Below are 15537 nucleotides of genomic sequence, written 5' to 3' on the forward strand. Positions count from 1 at the left end.
ACCACTTCCTGGTGCTTATAGCGCTACGGAACCACACCGACCCCATCCCGAACTCGGAGGTGAAACGTAGCTGCGGCGAAGATAGTTGGTGGGTAGCTGCCTGCTAAAATAGCTCAGTGCCAGGATATATATTATTTTAATAATAGTTAATAGAAAAAGCCTCTTGTCTAAACTGGCAAGAGGCTTTTTCTATATCAAGCAACCAAAGAAATTAAAAGAGATTAAATCATTAGCATGGGTGTTGGGTTAACAAATAAGTAATAACTAATGACTAAAAGCAATAATTGATATTACTCCATGGAGCGATCAAAACTATAAATTTTCTGAGTCGTTAAATTCTCACACACTGAAGATGGTCGCTTAGTCAAGGGAAACTTCTCTCGGTCTAAGAGTATTTGTAAACTAGTCAGTGGATCGTGTCCAGAAGAGACTAGAAATTCCAGGCATCTTAGCTCAGGCCATTCAATCACGCTGTCTAAAATATTAGCGATCGCATTAACATAGGGATGGTCACTAGATTCGTACCAATCTAGTGCTGCTAGCTCAGGCTGATCAAACCCTAAGTGTACCATTAAAGCAGGTTTCTCAAAAACTGCGGACGCTACAGGTCGTGACTCCTCCTGCAATAATAAGTTCTGACTATGAGCTAGAGACCTTAGCTTTTCTAAACGCTGATAACGTTCTGTCACCTGCTGGGGCTGGTCTTGCCAATGAATCGCTACCGTAACTAAATAGGTCTGCAACAGCAAATGACCCAGCTTCTGTGCCTTAGTTGCCAGATAGCTAGAATTGTAGTCATTAGCTTCAATCAACAATGGTACCCGATCGACTACCTCCAATCCATAACCTTTTAAACCAGCGATTTTCCGAGGATTATTGGTAATCAAGCAAATTTTCTTAACTCCTAAATCATTGAGAATTTGTGCTCCCATGCCATAGTCTCGCAGGTCAGCCGGGAATCCCAAACGTTCATTTGCTTCTACGGTATCCAGTCCCATATCTTGCAAGGAATAAGCTTTCAACTTATTCACCAAACCAATCCCTCGGCCTTCTTGCCGCAAATAAACCACGACTCCCTCACTGGAATTCTCAATCATTTTCAGGGCAGCTTGTAGTTGCATTCGACAGTCACAGCGCAGAGAACCCAAGGCATCTCCCGTTAAACATTCTGAGTGCATCCGCACCATCACTTGATGGTCTTTGAACTGAGTCGGGTCTCCTTTTACAACGGCAACATGCTCCGAGTGATCTAACGTGTTGCGGTAAGCGTAAATCTGGAAATTCCCAAAATTACTGGGGAATTGGGCAACGGATTCTCGATAAACAAAGCGGTCATGTTTGAGGCGGTAACTGATTAAATCAGCAATACTGATAATTTTGAGTTGATGCTTATTGGCATACTCAATCAACTCTGGCAAGCGAGCCATGGAGCCATCAGCATTTTGAATTTCACAGATCACACCCGCTGGGTATAAACCTGCCAATCTTGATAAGTCAACCCCTGCTTCCGTATGACCAGCCCGCTTCAATACGCCTCCCTTTCTAGCACGGAGGGGAAAAATGTGACCAGGTCGTCGCAAATCACTGGGTTTGGTTACTGGGTTGATCGCAAACTGGATAGTACGAGCACGGTCTTCAGCGGAGATACCAGTGGTCACCCCTAAGTGGGGTGCTGCATCAATGCTCACGGTAAACGCTGTCTGGTTAGTGTCCGTGTTGTTACTCACCATTAGGGGAAGGTCTAGAGCATCCAAGCGCTCCCCTGTCATCGCCAGACAAATCAACCCTCGTGCTTCCACTGCCATGAAATTAATCATGTCAGGGGTAGCAAATTGTGCAGCACAAATTAGGTCTCCTTCGTTTTCCCGATTTTCATCATCAACCACCACCACTGGTTGACCTGATTTCAGGTCTGCCAGAGCATCATCAATGCTATCAAACTTATACACATCAGTTTTGGGTGATTCCACTTGCTTGCTGCTTTTGTTTAATTATTGAATGGGCTTGAAATCAATGGGAGAATGATTATAGCTCATTTTCCCAAGTTTGACACTTGACATGAGGTGAGATGGGTGCATCTCAATGCCTGAAATTAGGCAAAAATTGCCCCGAAAATTCCCACACTTCCCACACTCCCCCCCCTCCCCACACTTCCTTTTTTACAAATATTCGATGCACCCGGTTAGATGTTCTTGGTTTCTAGTATAGTCTATCGAAGTTCGGCTGCTGGCTTGGTAGATAGACCAGGCTTTTAATCACCAGAAGCAGGTTCCGATGTCAGCGCCTTGTGATTTGGAAAATCACGTAAGCATTCAGCCGTCAGGTATCAGCTAAGGCGCTACAGATGGTGCTACAGATGGTGCTTTTGAATGAAACAGGTAAGTATTCGTTTAATATCAGTTCCCTCCCCTGAGCGAGGAATTTATAGTCTTTGGCTTTGAGTCCGTTGAACTGGTCAGCCGGATAGCTTGTTTTAAGCTGACCGCTAAGGGCTGATAGCTGAATGCTTACGAAATCACAACTGGTCTTGTGCCATTCAAATGTTGCCAATAACTGAGGGATTAGGGTAAACTTAGTCAGTTTTAACGAACCGTTGCTAGGGGATAATTTTTGTTAGTGATCGGATTGACTAACAGATGTGGCAACTGCACAAATAGTGCTAAAACAGGACGTAGAAAACTGAGCCACTGTTCCCAAGACAGTGAATGAAAATGCCTGTGGAGAGGGTCTGACGGGGACTGAGGTTGTTCTTGGTCTAGTCAAGAGTCCCGCAAGCAGGTGTATAATCAGGCCCAAGGTTGAAAATCTCCCACTGAGCCAGCAATTAGCCCTTAGTGGGGGAGGATGTCAAAGCTCTTACCCTATAGGAAAGGAAGATGATGGGGGATTTAGAACGCCTGCCAGTAGGCATAATTGGTGCTTCTGGTTATGGTGGCGTACAACTTGTAAGGCTCTTGATGGATCACCCAGGAGTCGATGTAGTTTATTTGGGTGGAGAAAGCAGTGCTGGCAAGGGATTTGCCGAGCTTTACCCTCATCTAGGCCATCGTGTTAATCTAACCATTGAGCCTATTGACATAAATACTATTGTATCCCGTTGTCAGGTAGTGTTTCTGTCGTTGCCTAACGGTTTAGCCCATAAGCTAGCACCATCACTGTTATCAAAAGGATTAAAAGTTCTCGATCTCTCAGCTGACTATCGATTTAGTAAACTTGAGACTTACAAAAGCTGGTACGGTGGAGAGCGCCACGACCAAGAAACCGCTGCTACTGCTGTTTATGGTTTACCGGAACTGTATCGCGATCGCATTTCCTCTGCCGAGTTAGTCGGTTGTCCTGGTTGCTACGTCACCACCAGCCTGCTCGCCATTGCTCCCCTGCTCAAACAGGGTCTGATTATTCCAGACACTGCGATTATCGATGCCAAATCCGGTACTTCTGGGGGTGGACGCAAGGCAAAAACCAATCTCTTACTAGCAGAAGCTGACAGCTCTCTAGCCCCTTATGGCGTGACCCATCACCGCCATACCCCAGAAATTGAGCAAATTTGCAGTCATTTAGCCAGTCACGAAGTCAGGGTGCAATTTACACCCCACCTCGTTCCCATGGTAAGGGGAATCCTAGCTACCGTTTATGCCACATTGCAGGATCCGGGACTAGTCAGGGAAGATTTATTCACTATTTACACAGCCTTCTACCGCGCCTCTCCCTTTGTCCGGGTGTTACCCAGTGGCACCTATCCCCAAACCAAGTGGGCTTGTGGCACTAATCTTTGTTACATAGGGGTAGAAGTCGATAGCCGAACTGACCGAGTTATCGTTATGTCAGCCATCGACAACTTGCTCAAAGGTCAAGCTGGTCAAGCTGTACAGTGTTTGAATCTGATGATGGGTTGGGACGAAACCCTAGGCTTGCCTCAACTGAGTTTTTATCCGTGAATCGGTTGTCGGACCGATGTGCAGAAGACACCAGACGTGGTGGGAGATAGGAAAAAACCATTCCTCCTACACTCCCCACCAAATCACCTTGGCCTATTGGCCACGCGATCGCGTTCAACCTTGGCCGTTGGCCACGCAATCGCGTTCAACCTTCAACCTTCAACCTTCAACCTCCTAACCTTAGGCTATTGGCCACGCAATCGCGTTCAACCTCCTAACCTTCAACCCTGACACAGCGGTCCCATGCCACAAGTTCCAGCATAAATGGCGCGATCGCCTAATTCATCTTCAATCCGCAGCAACTGGTTATACTTAGCCACCCGTTCACTACGGCACAGTGAACCTGTTTTAATTTGACCGGCACGAGTAGCAACCGCTAGATCAGCAATAGTAGTATCTTCGGTTTCCCCAGAACGGTGACTAATCACGGAACGGAAACCGTTGCGAGTTGCTAAGTCAATAGTTTCAAGAGTTTCGGTCAAGGAACCAATTTGATTGAGCTTAATCAAGATCGAGTTACCAGCACCGATATCAATACCTTTTTGTAGCCTGGTGGGATTGGTAACAAATAGGTCATCACCCACTAACTGAATACGGGAACCCAGTTTTTCAGTGAGCAACTGCCAATTACTCCAATCCTCTTCGTGGAGTCCATCTTCAATAGAAACAATTGGGTATTGCCCCACCAACTCAGCTAGATAGTTAACAAACTCTTCTGGAGAGTGAGGCTGTCCATCATAGACATACTGAGCGTCTTTGTAGAACTCGCTGGCTGCCACATCCATCGCTAAAGCAATTTGTTCTCCTGGCTTATACCCAGATGTTTCTATAGCCGCAATCAATAAGTCTAGCGCTTCTTTATTTGACCCCAAGTTGGGAGCAAAGCCACCTTCATCTCCCACACCGGTAAGCAATTTTTTCTCTTTCAAAACCTTAGCCAAGGCGGCAAAAACCTCAGCTCCCCAGCGCAGAGCCTCTCGAAACGACTTCGCTCCCACTGGCACAATCATGAATTCCTGAAAATCTACATTATTATCCGCATGAGCACCACCGTTGATCACATTCATCAACGGAACTGGTAGTAGATTAGCTAGTGGTCCACCTAAGTAGCGGTAGAGGGGGAGTCCTTTACTGGCCGCCGCCGCCTTAGCTGTAGCTAGGGAAATAGCTAGGATGGCATTTGCTCCCATAGTCTTTTTGTTGGCCGAACCATCCCGATGAATCATCTTGTGGTCAACCAACATTTGGTTGAGAGCATCGTTTTCCAATAGGTCTGGGCCGAGTTTTTCTTTGATATTCGATACTGCCTTGAGTACCCCTTTACCACCGTAGCGACGGGGGTCATTATCTCGTAGTTCATGGGCTTCAAAAGTACCAGTAGAAGCACCACTGGGAACTTGGGCAATTCCCACGGCACCGTTCACAAGGCGCACTTGGGCTTCTACTGTTGGACGTCCACGAGAATCTAATATCTCTCTGGCATCAATTGCCGCAATTGCAGTTTCTGATTTAGTCAACATGCTTTTTCCTCTAATTATCTAAAGATTGCAACTGCCTTAATCGTTAAATCGCTCTAGGATAAGAAAGGAATGTCACTTCTTTTCAATCTCCTAGTTAATCAATGATGTCAGCCATCTCAGCCCTTAGGAGCTGTGAGCTATCTGCTATCTGAGCTATCTGCTATTAGCTATCAGCTTAAGCGCTACGCGCACGCTACGCGAACAGCCATGGTTTAAAAACTGACTAGTTAGTGCTGATAACTGGGTGCTGATAACTTAATTCTTACGATGAGAGTATGCCACTTTAAGGTCTGGAACATCAACACTACACAGTTTTCTATACCTATAGTATTGTAGATATAATCGCCCTAAATATTTCGACCATACTAATTGTGATATGGCTCACGAAAATTGCTGAAAATAATCACAATTATTTTAGAGTTGGCTCACAACTAACCAAAATTATTTTAAATAAGCTAGGGGAAGACTAGTTAAGATGACTAGGGTTTCGGGACTCTTACTGACCTGTTGTTAAGGGCAATAATATCATCTATGATTTCCTCCCCACTTCAGAAATTTGTGTTTAGACCAGCATTGATTTCAGCAACAGTATTTGCTGGGCTGACGTTACCCGTAGGCTGGTTCGGTGCTCAGCCATTATCCATTAAAGTACAGGAGGAGCAACTATTCTACGGTCATGTGCGAGATGCGGCAACGCCTTACCTGACCTTAGCAACGGTGATTAGCCTGGGAGCTGGTATGGCCAGTGTCGCCATAGCAGGATGGCAACAGTCTGCTCAACAGTCATCCCAACTTCAGTCACAGTTATCAGATTTAGCACAACAAAGTCAAAAAAAGGAAGAATTATTAGAAAAACTTAGGCTTTCAGAATCCCAGCAGAACCTTACTCAACATAAGCCTTTAGAAAATCAGATCGAGAATCAGATAGACAATCAGATAGACAATCAGAAATTGCCACAGCAGCCAATTAACTACACTGTATATACTAGTTCTAGCTTCCAGTCAAACCGTGAACCACTGGTGACTAAGACTCGGTCGAGAGAATATCAACCAGTAGCTAAATCTGCGGTGAAGGGGCCAGCCAAAACCGTTGAGTACATGGGATTGACCTACGGTCACGCTACGCGATTGACCTACGGTCACGCTACGCGATTGACCTACGGTCACGCTACGCGATTGACCTACGGTCACGCTACGCGAACGCATCCTGGTGTCGGTAATGGTCAAACCCATACTGGGTTTCAATCCTATTCTGAAGTAACATCATTACCATCGGAAGATATTCAGCAACTTCAAAGTCAGCTGCAACAGGCCAAAGCTCAGATGGAAGCGATGCAAAAGGTTTTGCACAACAAACACTTTGTGTTACTTGAACACTAACGTTATGTCTAGTCCATCACCCATCGACCCCCAACCCCCATCGGGCTCAGAATTCGAGCTAAATCTGCTCAAACAGGAATATTTTTTCCTGCAAACTACTGTAGAAGATTACAACAAACAAATCTGGGTGATTAAAGCCTTGGGGATTACGGCCACTGGTGTGGTTGTGCGCATGGTCTTAAAAGAGAAACAGAATAGCATCGCCCTGATTGGGTGTGCTATTCCCCTGTTTTTCTGGATTCTGGAAAGTCAATGGAAGCACTTCCAGCGCGGTTTCTATCCCCGTTTGGGACAAATTGAGGAAATTTTGACTCAGGAGTTTAACTTGCGCAGTCCAGCTATTTTTACTGGCTGGAGTCGTACCTTTAAGCGCAGTAATAGTCCCAAACGTCAAGGCTATCTTTGGGATGGTTTATTAAACCGTAGCGTTTGCATTACTTATCTGTTATAAATTGCCTTTCTTTTGGTATTATCGTTAATTAGTTTGTAGGTATCATAAGTTTTTAAGAGGGAACAGCGGATCTGGGAATCGGGAATCGGGAATCGGGAATCGGGAATCGGGAATCGGGAATAAATGGTGGCCTAGTGTGGCGATTATAAATGAGTATAAAATAATTGCTCTGAAGCTTACTAAATCAAGCTTTTATGGATTAAAAAAATCCATTTTTATTAAAATGGCCTTTCGTATTGTTTTATAATCTAATGAGGTACATAAAATTTTTTTCGACTGCCGACTTTTCTCTTAACTCCTGTATGCTCCCTGTTCCCTATTCCCAGATCCGCTGTTCCCTAAAACCCAAAAATTTGTACCTCAGCCAATTGAGAACTGCTACATATGCGCGTAATCATCCAACGAGTAAAATCTTCTCAAGTCGAAGTAGATAGAAGAGTTATTGGGAAAATAGGGCGAGGGCTTAACCTACTAGTCGGTATTGCGGATACTGATACGGAAGCTGAATTAGACTGGATGCTGCGAAAGTGTCTAGAATTAAGGCTATTTCCAGACGAAACTACTGGTAATAATCGTTGGGAAAAGTCCGTGCAGGATATAGGTGGTGAGCTATTGGTGGTTAGCCAGTTTACCCTTTATGGAGATTGTCGCAAAGGACGCCGCCCTTCCTTTAGTCAGTCCGCTGCTCCAGAATACGCTAGGGCACTATATCAACTATTTGTGAATAAGTTACGGATGAGTGGCTTACGGGTAGAAACTGGTGAGTTTGGTGCGATGATGGAAGTTTCGATAGAAAATGATGGTCCTGTGACACTGTTGTTGGAGAAAGAAGCATTAGTAAGGTAAGTACTCCCGACTCCTTCGGTGCGCTTTCCGTGATGCCGAGGGATTGCTCACCATCACGGGTCGCACCGCTCCCGACTCAATAAAAGTGAATGGAATAATAAGCGGAATTTAGCTTGGGCAAGTTGTTCCATAAATCCAAGGTCAGTAATGGGATGCGATCGCATTACTGATCAGCCTCTTTTGCTTTCAGTTGAGGTCATGGTTACCAGGAACTAGAACAATTTCCATAAAATTTAAAAATTGTGTACTTAACCTATTTTATAAATCCTAGAGATTGCTTTCAGTAATTTTAGTATTTATTTATTCCTAATCTTATTTTTTTTTATATATTTTTATACATTTAATGCCATTAAATCAATGACAAAATTGATATATTTATGGTTAGATAATTTTGATTATTAGTGTAGTCTGAAAAGATAGAAATGAGTGAACCAATAGCTGACTATGACAATCCTTGGAAAGAAGCATTACAAGCCTATTTTGAGTCATTTTTACAGTTTTGCTTTCCCGAAGTTCACACTCTGATTGATTGGAATCAGACACCCCAATCCCTTGATACAGAGCTACAGCAGATAGTTGGTGCTGCCGAGTCAGGAAAACGGATCGCTGATAAATTATTCCAGGTGTGGCTCTGTGGTGGAAATGAAACTTGGGTCTTGATTCATGTAGAGGTACAAAGCCAAAAAGAATCAACCTTTGCCAAGCGAATGTAGCAATATCATTACAGGGCATTTGACCTCTACGAAAAACCTGTAATTAGCTTAGCGGTATTGGGGGATGAGAATGCGTCTTGGTCTCCATCGTCCTATGAATATGGCTTGGGAGGTTGTCGGCTGAGTCTAGAATTTCCGATTATTAAATTACTCAAGTATGAGTCAATGTGGCAGGTGTTCGAATCGAGTACCAATCCCTTTGCAGTAGTGGTGATGGCTCATTTAAAAACCAAAGCCACCCATAAACAACCGATGGAGCGCAAGGGATGGAAGTGGTACCTGGTTCGGAGACTTTTTGAACAAGGTTATAGTAAAAACGATATAGTGAAGCTATTCCAGTGTATTGACCAGATGATGGCTTTACCGGAACAGTTAGAACAGGAGCTGAATCAAGAACTCGAACGTTATCAGGAGGAAAGACAGATGCCTTTAATTAGTCGAGGGTCAGAAAGGGCAATGAAAAGGGGTCTGGAACAAGGACTTCAACAATCTCGGAAAAGCTTTCAAGGGACAGTAGTTAAAATTTTACAAAAGCGCTTTGAATCGGTATCACCGGAATTGGTGGCAGCGATTAATGGCATAGACGATATCTCTGGGTTGGAACAGTTGATTGATCACTCTCTTGAGAGTAACTCCCTTGAGGAATTTGAGCAGCTATTGGCACAACATCAGGTTAGTCAGGAGAATTGAGCACTATCACAGATGCGATTGGCCGTAGGCCACGCTACGCGATTGACCTTTGGTCACGCGGGGCGCGTTCGCATTTGTGATACCAGGAAACGGGCAAGATGCCCATTCCACATCACTCCCGCCTACTCCCGACTCTCTACAAGTCAATGAAATAATGATCCAAAGCACCAAGTCCGGGACCCTGAGTCTTCTGGTAATCCCTCCGAAACTGAGTCAAATCTTGGTATCCTGCTGCTGACGGTAGCTCGTTCACGCCATCGATCAGTAACCAGAATTGTCCATCAATAGACCTCTTGCAAAAGTATTTTTCTAATAGTGTTTGCGTCAATTCTTGTCCACTGTTCCCTGTTCCCTGTTCCCTGTTCCCGACAACTGCCGCGAAGTCTAAACAATAGTCTTTCAATTTCCGTGGAGTCCAGCAGTACACCATGGCGTTTCACAAAATTCCGTACTAACTCCAGCACCGATGTCTGGTAATATCGCAGTTCCACCAGCACCGGAATTTTTCCTTGTATCCCTTCATCCCCCAACAATCGCACTAAGGCAGTGGATTTGCCTGAACCCGGACGTCCCACCAGTAAGACATGGTCAGCAGCATACTTGCGCAATCCTTCTAGGACAGGTAAGCGCTCAGTTTCTTCCTGATTCTGGTCTGTTTGTAGCTGCTCTAACTTCATGGTTTGCACCATTAGGTTAAAGTTAAACAGCCCAGGAGTCTGTTGCTGCTGCTTGCGCTTGCGGTCTTCGACATCGGTCAGGGTATAAACTTGCCACCATTGGTCGTACTCTTTACGGATTGATGCTAGATAGGGATCCCAAGTGACCATGTTTAGGGTTGTTCGCGTAGCGTGGCCAAAGGCCAAGGTTAGTTGGTTGAAGGGAATCGGGAATCGGGAATCGGGAATCGGGAATCGGGAATCGGAAAATGCGATGCGCGCGCATTGAGCCGCTATGGGAGTCACGCGAGTCACGCGTTCGCAAAGCGTGGCCTACGGCCTCAGCTTCCGCGCTTATGCGATCGCACTACATGAACTGTGGAATAATCAACTCTATTGTAGACACAAGAAACTGCTAAACTATGCCATGTATAGTAGAGAGACCTCCAAACCCGACCTTGATCACAATTCGAGGTATAGCGCTGGGTTCTCAATTATATTTCAGATATCAAAACTTATGAGGTAAACAGGATTTTTTCCCGATTCCCGACTCCCGATTCCCGATTCCCGACTCCCGACTCCCGATTCCCGACTCCCGACTCCCTGCTCCCTCTAACAACTGCTATAAAATAGAACCGAATTAGCTAGATTCAAGAGGAGACACTAAGCTAATGCGAATGCTACACACAATGCTGCGAGTCGGCAATCTTGAGGAATCGATCAAGTTTTACTGCGATGTCCTAGGCATGAAGCTGCTCCGTCAGAAGGACTATCCAGGGGGAGAATTTACCTTAGCATTTGTAGGCTACGGGGATGAATCTGACAACACGGTTATTGAACTAACCTATAACTGGGGGGTTGATCAGTACAACATCGGGGATGCTTTCGGTCATATTGCCCTTGGTGTAGACGATATCTACCAAACCTGCGACCAAATTAAATCTCTTGGTGGTAAGGTAGTGCGGGAGCCAGGACCGATGAAGCACGGTTCAACAGTGATTGCTTTTGTGGAAGACCCTAGTGGATACAAGATTGAACTGATCCAGCGCAAAGATCAGGAGTCTGCCCAGAAACCAGAAGCGACAGCAGTAGCTGGGTAATAACTATCGGGAATCGGGAGTCGGGAATCGGGAGTTGGGAATCGGGAATCGGGAATCGGGAATCGGGAATCGGGAATCGGGCTAAGAACATTGAGTTTACCTGGTAAATATCAGAAAAGCTATAAAAATGTTTCCTATCTCCCTATCTCCCCATCTCCCTATCTCCCTATCTCCCTATCTCCCCATCTCCCCACACTCTTCCCTGTTCCCTGCTCCCTGCTCCCTGCTCCCTTTGACAACTGCTATAGCAACGATGAATCAAGCATCTACAACAAAAGGCTGGGCGAATGCGATCGCAAAACCGGCAACTGAATTTCCGCCTACAGTCCTTCCGGTCATTTCTGGCAAAATCCCAGAAGGGTTGCGAGGTTCTCTGTATACAAATGGTCCTGCACGGTTAGAGCGAGGTGGTGTAGCTGTTGGACATTGGTTTGATGGTGATGGGGCGATTTTAGCAGTACATTTTACCCCTGCTGGTGCCACAGGAGTTTATCGCTACGTCCAAACCTCTGGCTATCAAGCAGAAGCAGCTGCTGACAAATTACTGTACCCCAACTATGGCATGACAACACCAGGACCAATCTGGAAACGCTGGAGTAAGCCAGTTAAAAATGCTGCCAATACCTCAGTGCTACCATTACCTGATAAATTGTTAGCCCTATGGGAAGGTGGTCATCCCCATGCCTTGGACCTCCAGACCTTAGAAACCAGAGGCACTGATGACTTATCTGGCCTAGGCAAAGGAGCAAGCTTTTCTGCCCATCCCAAGATTGATCCCAAAACTGGAGAGATTTTCAACTTTGGACTGACGGCTGAACTTAATAGCAGACTCAACATTTACAAAAGCAATTCCACTGGCAAAATTATCCAACAAGGGTCAGTACAGTTAGAGGGTTTGCCCTTCATCCATGATTTTGTTCTGGCTGGGCCGTATCTAGTATTTTTTGTACCCCCAGTGCGAGTGAATTTCCTAAAAGTAGCTCTGGGTTGGTGCAGCTATGGTGATGCTATGGAGTGGCACCCAAATAAGTCAACCCAAATTATTGTTGTAGACTGTGACAGCCTTAGTGTAGTCAGTCGCGGTGAAGCTGAACCCTGGTATCAGTGGCACTTCAGCAATGGTTATGTGGAGAAAGATGGCTTGATCGTGATTGATTTTGTCCGTTATGCTGACTTTCAGACCAATCAGTATTTGAAAGAAGTTGCCACTGGTCAAACTAAGACCGAAGCGAAAGGAACCCTGTGGCAAGCCCGACTGAATCCTGACACTGGTCAGGTCGTGCAGTTACAACAGTTGTTGGATAGAAGCTGTGAATTTCCTGTAGTGCCGCAACAGCGAGTAGGACAATACTCACTTCATACTTATTTATCAGTACATCGCGAAGTCGTCGATATTAGTAAAGAATTATTGGGTGCAATTGGATGTTTTGACCACAAAACTGGCACCTTGATTGTGGCTGATTTAGGAGAAAATCGCTATCCCTCGGAACCAGTCTATGTAACGGATAGCCTGAATCCTGACCAGGGTTGGATATTAACAGTGGTGTATGACGGTAATTCTGATACTAGTGAAGTGATGGTATTTGGTAGAAACACCCTAAATCAAGAACCGATATGTCGTCTGGGATTACCAAAGGTTATCCCCTTAAGCTTTCATGGTCAGTGGAAATCCAGGTAGTTATCTTTTAAATTTACCTGATAAATTACCCTGAACTGTAGTTATCAATTCCAGCAGGATATAGCCATTTTTTTAAGGATAAAGGCTTTCAATTTAAACAATCAGAAGTCTCTCGCCGTCCGCTTCCTGGAGGACAACTTTCTTCCTGTACAGCTAGTAATTGCTGGTAAACCGAATCAGAATGGTACCCTTGTCCAAAACTAGACTCACCATAGTAAAAATTACCTCCTAAAACTGTAACTAGCAGAGTAGACAAAAAGATATATCTTTGAAAACCCATTGTGGTGACCTTGCTCAAAGTTTCTACTCATTACTTCAAAACTTTTCCAGCAAAATCAGCATGAATTTTCAATAAAAACTAAATTAATCAAAAAATATTAAAATAATCAAACCAGCAAAAAAGACACTATTTTAACTTAATAAAAGCCAACAAAAAACGATGATTTTAGGGATTTATACAAATAGCTTTATGTTTAAAATAAGTGTATTTACGGATATGATTAAATAGTCAAGCAAGGTAAAGCAACCAGACAAAAATTTTGGTTAATAAAATGTTGATTAGAGAAAAATGCTGGCAACTATAGCAGAAGTCAGAAGTCAGAAGTCAGAAGTCAAACTCTTGCGCTTACTTAGGTTTGAGACTTTTGTCATGTCCTAACTGCCCTGGCGACTGCTATATCTATAGGTTTTGTCTAGGGGTGTAATTTAGGTTTGGGATAGGGATCAGCAAGAGGAGTAGGTCTGAGAAATCTATAATTAGAGAAGATCCCCTGATCGAATCCTTAGCTGTTTAACGTAAGATGACCTCATTTCCCCGCCGCTACCATATCACCACCTTTGGCTGCCAGATGAACAAAGCCGACTCCGAGCGGATGGCTGGAATTCTGGAGGATATCGGCTTCCAGTGGTCAGAAAATCCCAACGAGGCTGACTTAATTGTCTACAACACCTGCACCATTCGAGATAATGCTGAGCAAAAGGTTTATTCCTACCTAGGAAGACAGGCAAAGCGCAAACACCAACAACCAGACCTGACCTTGGTAGTAGCTGGTTGTGTGGCACAACAGGAGGGAGAAGCACTGCTGCGGCGAGTCCCAGAAGTTGACTTAGTCATGGGACCCCAACATGCCAATCGTTTGGGGGATTTGCTAGACCAGGTATTTGATGGCAACCAGCTAGTTGCTACAGAACCAATTCATATTGTTGAAGACATCACTAAACCAAGACGGGACAGCAGCATTAGCGCCTGGGTAAATATAATTTATGGGTGTAACGAACGCTGCAGCTACTGTGTAGTGCCCAATGTCCGAGGTTTAGAGCAATCCCGTACTCCAGAAGCGATTCGGGCAGAAATGGAGGAGTTGGGACGGCTTGGCTATAAGGAAATCACCCTATTAGGACAAAATATTGATGCTTACGGACGTGACTTACCAGGGGTGACTGAATCGGGGCGGCATCAGCACACCTTGACAGATTTACTGTATTATGTTAGCAATGTGCCAGGCATTGAGCGGCTCCGGTTTGCTACTAGTCACCCCCGCTACTTTGTAGAACGGCTGATCCGCGCCTGTCATGAGTTGCCGGAAGTGTGCGAACATTTCCACATTCCCTTCCAATCTGGGGATAACGATATTCTCAAAGCTATGGCAAGGGGCTATACCCACCAGAAATATCGCCGGATTATTAATACCATTCGGGACTATATGCCCGATGCCTCCATTAGTGCAGATGCGATTGTGGGCTTTCCTGGGGAAACGGAAGCACAATTTGAAAATACCCTAAAACTAGTAGAAGATATTGGCTTTGACCAGCTCAATACCGCTGCCTATTCCCCTCGTCCTGGCACACCAGCCGCATTGTGGGAAAATCAGCTCTCTGAGGAGGTCAAATGCGATCGCCTTCAACGTCTCAACCACCTAGTTGCGGTAAAAGCAGCTGAGCGATCGCAACGTTATCTGGGACGGATTGAGGAAGTGCTGGTGGAAGACCAGAATCCCAAAGACAATACTCAAGTGATGGGCAGAACCAAAGGAAATCGTCTCACGTTCTTCTCTGGGGATATTAATCACCTTAAAGGTGAGCTAGTTCTAGTTAAAATTACCGAAGCTCGTGCCTTTAGCTTGACTGGTGAGCGAGTAGAGGAATAGGGAATCGGGAGTCGGGAATCGGGAATCGGAACCCACCCCTAACCCCTCCCAGGAGGGGAACGGGAATCGGGAATCGGGAATCGGGAATCGGGAGTAACCATGCAGTGAGGTCTTGGGGAGCCACTTACTCATCTCACTCCCCACACCTCCCACACCTCCCACACTTCCCACACTTCCTGTTCCCTATTCCCTTCCCCCCTTAGTAAGGGGGGTTAGGGGGGATCCGCTTTCCCTTCCCCCCTTAGTAAGGGGGGTTAGGGGGGATCCGCTTTCCCTTCCCCCCTTAGTAAGCTATGCTTTATAAACATCTTTCTTAACATAAAACTTGACAAAAAGAGTCAAGTGTGTGTTCTTGCTAGAATCGCCTCTGGCATCTATTATCACAAATATGGAACAATGGATATTGAAAGAGCTAGGA

At 45.2% G+C, this 15537-nt stretch carries 17 protein-coding genes and 1 rRNA gene; 12 read left to right on the forward strand and 6 right to left on the reverse strand.

Annotated elements, in window-relative coordinates:
- Nucleotides 1–7: 7 nt before the first annotated feature.
- Nucleotides 8–125 (forward strand): 5S ribosomal RNA (gene rrf / locus F6K63_RS34515).
- Nucleotides 126–290: 165 nt separating this feature from the next.
- Here the strand turns inward: rrf and ribBA are convergent.
- Nucleotides 291–1970 (reverse strand): bifunctional 3,4-dihydroxy-2-butanone-4-phosphate synthase/GTP cyclohydrolase II, encoded by a 1680-nt coding sequence (ribBA, locus tag F6K63_RS34520; RefSeq protein WP_008188638.1) that lies wholly within the window; start codon nucleotides 1968–1970, stop codon nucleotides 291–293.
- A gap of 909 nt (nucleotides 1971–2879) precedes the next feature.
- Here ribBA and argC point away from each other — a divergent pair.
- Both argC and F6K63_RS34530 read left to right on the forward strand, forming a co-directional pair.
- Entirely contained in the window at nucleotides 2880–3938 is a 1059-nt protein-coding gene (gene argC, locus F6K63_RS34525; RefSeq protein ID WP_008188640.1) for an N-acetyl-gamma-glutamyl-phosphate reductase, read from the forward strand.
- An 18-nt stretch (nucleotides 3939–3956) separates the two neighbouring features.
- Nucleotides 3957–4169, forward strand: coding sequence for a hypothetical protein (locus F6K63_RS34530; protein ID WP_287252782.1), 213 nt, complete (start codon nucleotides 3957–3959; stop codon nucleotides 4167–4169).
- Here F6K63_RS34530 and eno read toward each other — a convergent pair.
- On the reverse strand, nucleotides 4160–5458 hold the full coding sequence (eno, locus tag F6K63_RS34535) for a phosphopyruvate hydratase (RefSeq protein WP_008188642.1): 1299 nt from the start codon (nucleotides 5456–5458) through the stop codon (nucleotides 4160–4162). The two genes, F6K63_RS34530 and eno, sit on opposite strands and share 10 nt — an antisense overlap.
- A 531-nt stretch (nucleotides 5459–5989) precedes the next feature.
- Between eno and F6K63_RS34540 the strand changes: the two genes are divergently transcribed.
- The 6 genes from F6K63_RS34540 (at nucleotide 5990) to F6K63_RS34565 (ending at nucleotide 9688) form a co-directional block, all read left to right on the forward strand.
- Entirely contained in the window at nucleotides 5990–6838 is an 849-nt protein-coding gene (locus tag F6K63_RS34540; RefSeq protein WP_287314626.1) for a hypothetical protein, read from the forward strand.
- 4 nt (nucleotides 6839–6842) lie between these two features.
- Nucleotides 6843–7289, forward strand: coding sequence for a hypothetical protein (locus F6K63_RS34545; protein WP_287314627.1), 447 nt, complete (start codon nucleotides 6843–6845; stop codon nucleotides 7287–7289).
- A gap of 384 nt (nucleotides 7290–7673) precedes the next feature.
- On the forward strand, nucleotides 7674–8135 hold the full coding sequence (gene dtd, locus F6K63_RS34550; RefSeq protein ID WP_287314629.1) for a D-aminoacyl-tRNA deacylase: 462 nt from the start codon (nucleotides 7674–7676) through the stop codon (nucleotides 8133–8135).
- Nucleotides 8136–8557: 422 nt separating this feature from the next.
- Nucleotides 8558–8848 (forward strand): RpnC/YadD family protein, encoded by a 291-nt coding sequence (locus F6K63_RS34555; RefSeq protein ID WP_287314630.1) that lies wholly within the window; start codon nucleotides 8558–8560, stop codon nucleotides 8846–8848.
- Nucleotides 8849–8905: 57 nt separating this feature from the next.
- Entirely contained in the window at nucleotides 8906–9538 is a 633-nt protein-coding gene (locus F6K63_RS34560) for a hypothetical protein (protein ID WP_287314632.1), read from the forward strand.
- Nucleotides 9539–9550: 12 nt separating this feature from the next.
- A complete protein-coding gene (locus tag F6K63_RS34565) occupies nucleotides 9551–9688 on the forward strand; it encodes a hypothetical protein (protein WP_154659924.1) in 138 nt (45 codons plus the stop codon).
- A gap of 131 nt (nucleotides 9689–9819) precedes the next feature.
- Here F6K63_RS34565 and F6K63_RS34570 read toward each other — a convergent pair whose 3' ends face one another.
- Nucleotides 9820–10509 (reverse strand): hypothetical protein, encoded by a 690-nt coding sequence (locus F6K63_RS34570; protein WP_287314634.1) that lies wholly within the window; start codon nucleotides 10507–10509, stop codon nucleotides 9820–9822.
- Between the two features lie 356 nt (nucleotides 10510–10865).
- Between F6K63_RS34570 and gloA the strand changes: the two genes are divergently transcribed.
- Nucleotides 10866–11294, forward strand: coding sequence for a lactoylglutathione lyase (gloA, locus tag F6K63_RS34575; protein ID WP_287314635.1), 429 nt, complete (start codon nucleotides 10866–10868; stop codon nucleotides 11292–11294).
- On the opposite strand, the gene F6K63_RS34580 is transcribed toward gloA, so the two are convergent.
- Nucleotides 11212–11385, reverse strand: a complete 174-nt coding sequence (locus F6K63_RS34580) for a hypothetical protein (protein WP_287314636.1) — start codon at nucleotides 11383–11385, stop codon at nucleotides 11212–11214. The two genes, gloA and F6K63_RS34580, sit on opposite strands and share 83 nt — an antisense overlap.
- 162 nt (nucleotides 11386–11547) lie before the next feature.
- On the opposite strand from F6K63_RS34580, the gene F6K63_RS34585 reads away from it, so the two are divergent.
- Entirely contained in the window at nucleotides 11548–12972 is a 1425-nt protein-coding gene (locus F6K63_RS34585) for a carotenoid oxygenase family protein (protein ID WP_287314638.1), read from the forward strand.
- Nucleotides 12973–13060: 88 nt separating this feature from the next.
- Here the strand turns inward: F6K63_RS34585 and F6K63_RS34590 are convergent, their stop codons facing one another.
- On the reverse strand, nucleotides 13061–13252 hold the full coding sequence (locus tag F6K63_RS34590; RefSeq protein WP_008188662.1) for a hypothetical protein: 192 nt from the start codon (nucleotides 13250–13252) through the stop codon (nucleotides 13061–13063).
- Nucleotides 13253–13772: 520 nt separating this feature from the next.
- On the opposite strand from F6K63_RS34590, the gene miaB reads away from it, so the two are divergent.
- Entirely contained in the window at nucleotides 13773–15119 is a 1347-nt protein-coding gene (gene miaB, locus F6K63_RS34595) for a tRNA (N6-isopentenyl adenosine(37)-C2)-methylthiotransferase MiaB (protein WP_008188664.1), read from the forward strand.
- Here miaB and F6K63_RS34600 read toward each other — a convergent pair.
- Nucleotides 15060–15290: a hypothetical protein gene (locus F6K63_RS34600; protein WP_154659926.1), complete on the reverse strand. Its 231-nt coding sequence runs from the start codon at nucleotides 15288–15290 to the stop codon at nucleotides 15060–15062. The two genes, miaB and F6K63_RS34600, sit on opposite strands and share 60 nt — an antisense overlap.
- Nucleotides 15291–15537: the final 247 nt, after the last annotated feature.

This window comes from Moorena sp. SIO1G6 (assembly GCF_010672795.1).
GTDB classification, from domain to species: domain Bacteria; phylum Cyanobacteriota; class Cyanobacteriia; order Cyanobacteriales; family Coleofasciculaceae; genus Moorena; species Moorena producens.

What these genes read in the sequence shown, in the direction of transcription:
- argC (WP_008188640.1), top strand. Translation starts at nt 2,880, where the DNA reads ATGGGGGATTTAGAACGCCTGCCAGTAGGCATAATTGGTGCTTCTGGT.
- eno (WP_008188642.1), bottom strand. Translation starts at nt 5,458, where the DNA reads ATGTTGACTAAATCAGAAACTGCAATTGCGGCAATTGATGCCAGAGAG.
- F6K63_RS34540 (WP_287314626.1), top strand. Translation starts at nt 5,990, where the DNA reads ATGATTTCCTCCCCACTTCAGAAATTTGTGTTTAGACCAGCATTGATT.
- F6K63_RS34545 (WP_287314627.1), top strand. Translation starts at nt 6,843, where the DNA reads ATGTCTAGTCCATCACCCATCGACCCCCAACCCCCATCGGGCTCAGAA.
- dtd (WP_287314629.1), top strand. Translation starts at nt 7,674, where the DNA reads ATGCGCGTAATCATCCAACGAGTAAAATCTTCTCAAGTCGAAGTAGAT.
- F6K63_RS34555 (WP_287314630.1), top strand. Translation starts at nt 8,558, where the DNA reads ATGAGTGAACCAATAGCTGACTATGACAATCCTTGGAAAGAAGCATTA.
- F6K63_RS34565 (WP_154659924.1), top strand. Translation starts at nt 9,551, where the DNA reads ATGCGATTGGCCGTAGGCCACGCTACGCGATTGACCTTTGGTCACGCG.
- gloA (WP_287314635.1), top strand. Translation starts at nt 10,866, where the DNA reads ATGCGAATGCTACACACAATGCTGCGAGTCGGCAATCTTGAGGAATCG.
- F6K63_RS34580 (WP_287314636.1), bottom strand. Translation starts at nt 11,385, where the DNA reads ATGTTCTTAGCCCGATTCCCGATTCCCGATTCCCGATTCCCGATTCCC.
- F6K63_RS34585 (WP_287314638.1), top strand. Translation starts at nt 11,548, where the DNA reads ATGAATCAAGCATCTACAACAAAAGGCTGGGCGAATGCGATCGCAAAA.
- F6K63_RS34590 (WP_008188662.1), bottom strand. Translation starts at nt 13,252, where the DNA reads ATGGGTTTTCAAAGATATATCTTTTTGTCTACTCTGCTAGTTACAGTT.
- miaB (WP_008188664.1), top strand. Translation starts at nt 13,773, where the DNA reads ATGACCTCATTTCCCCGCCGCTACCATATCACCACCTTTGGCTGCCAG.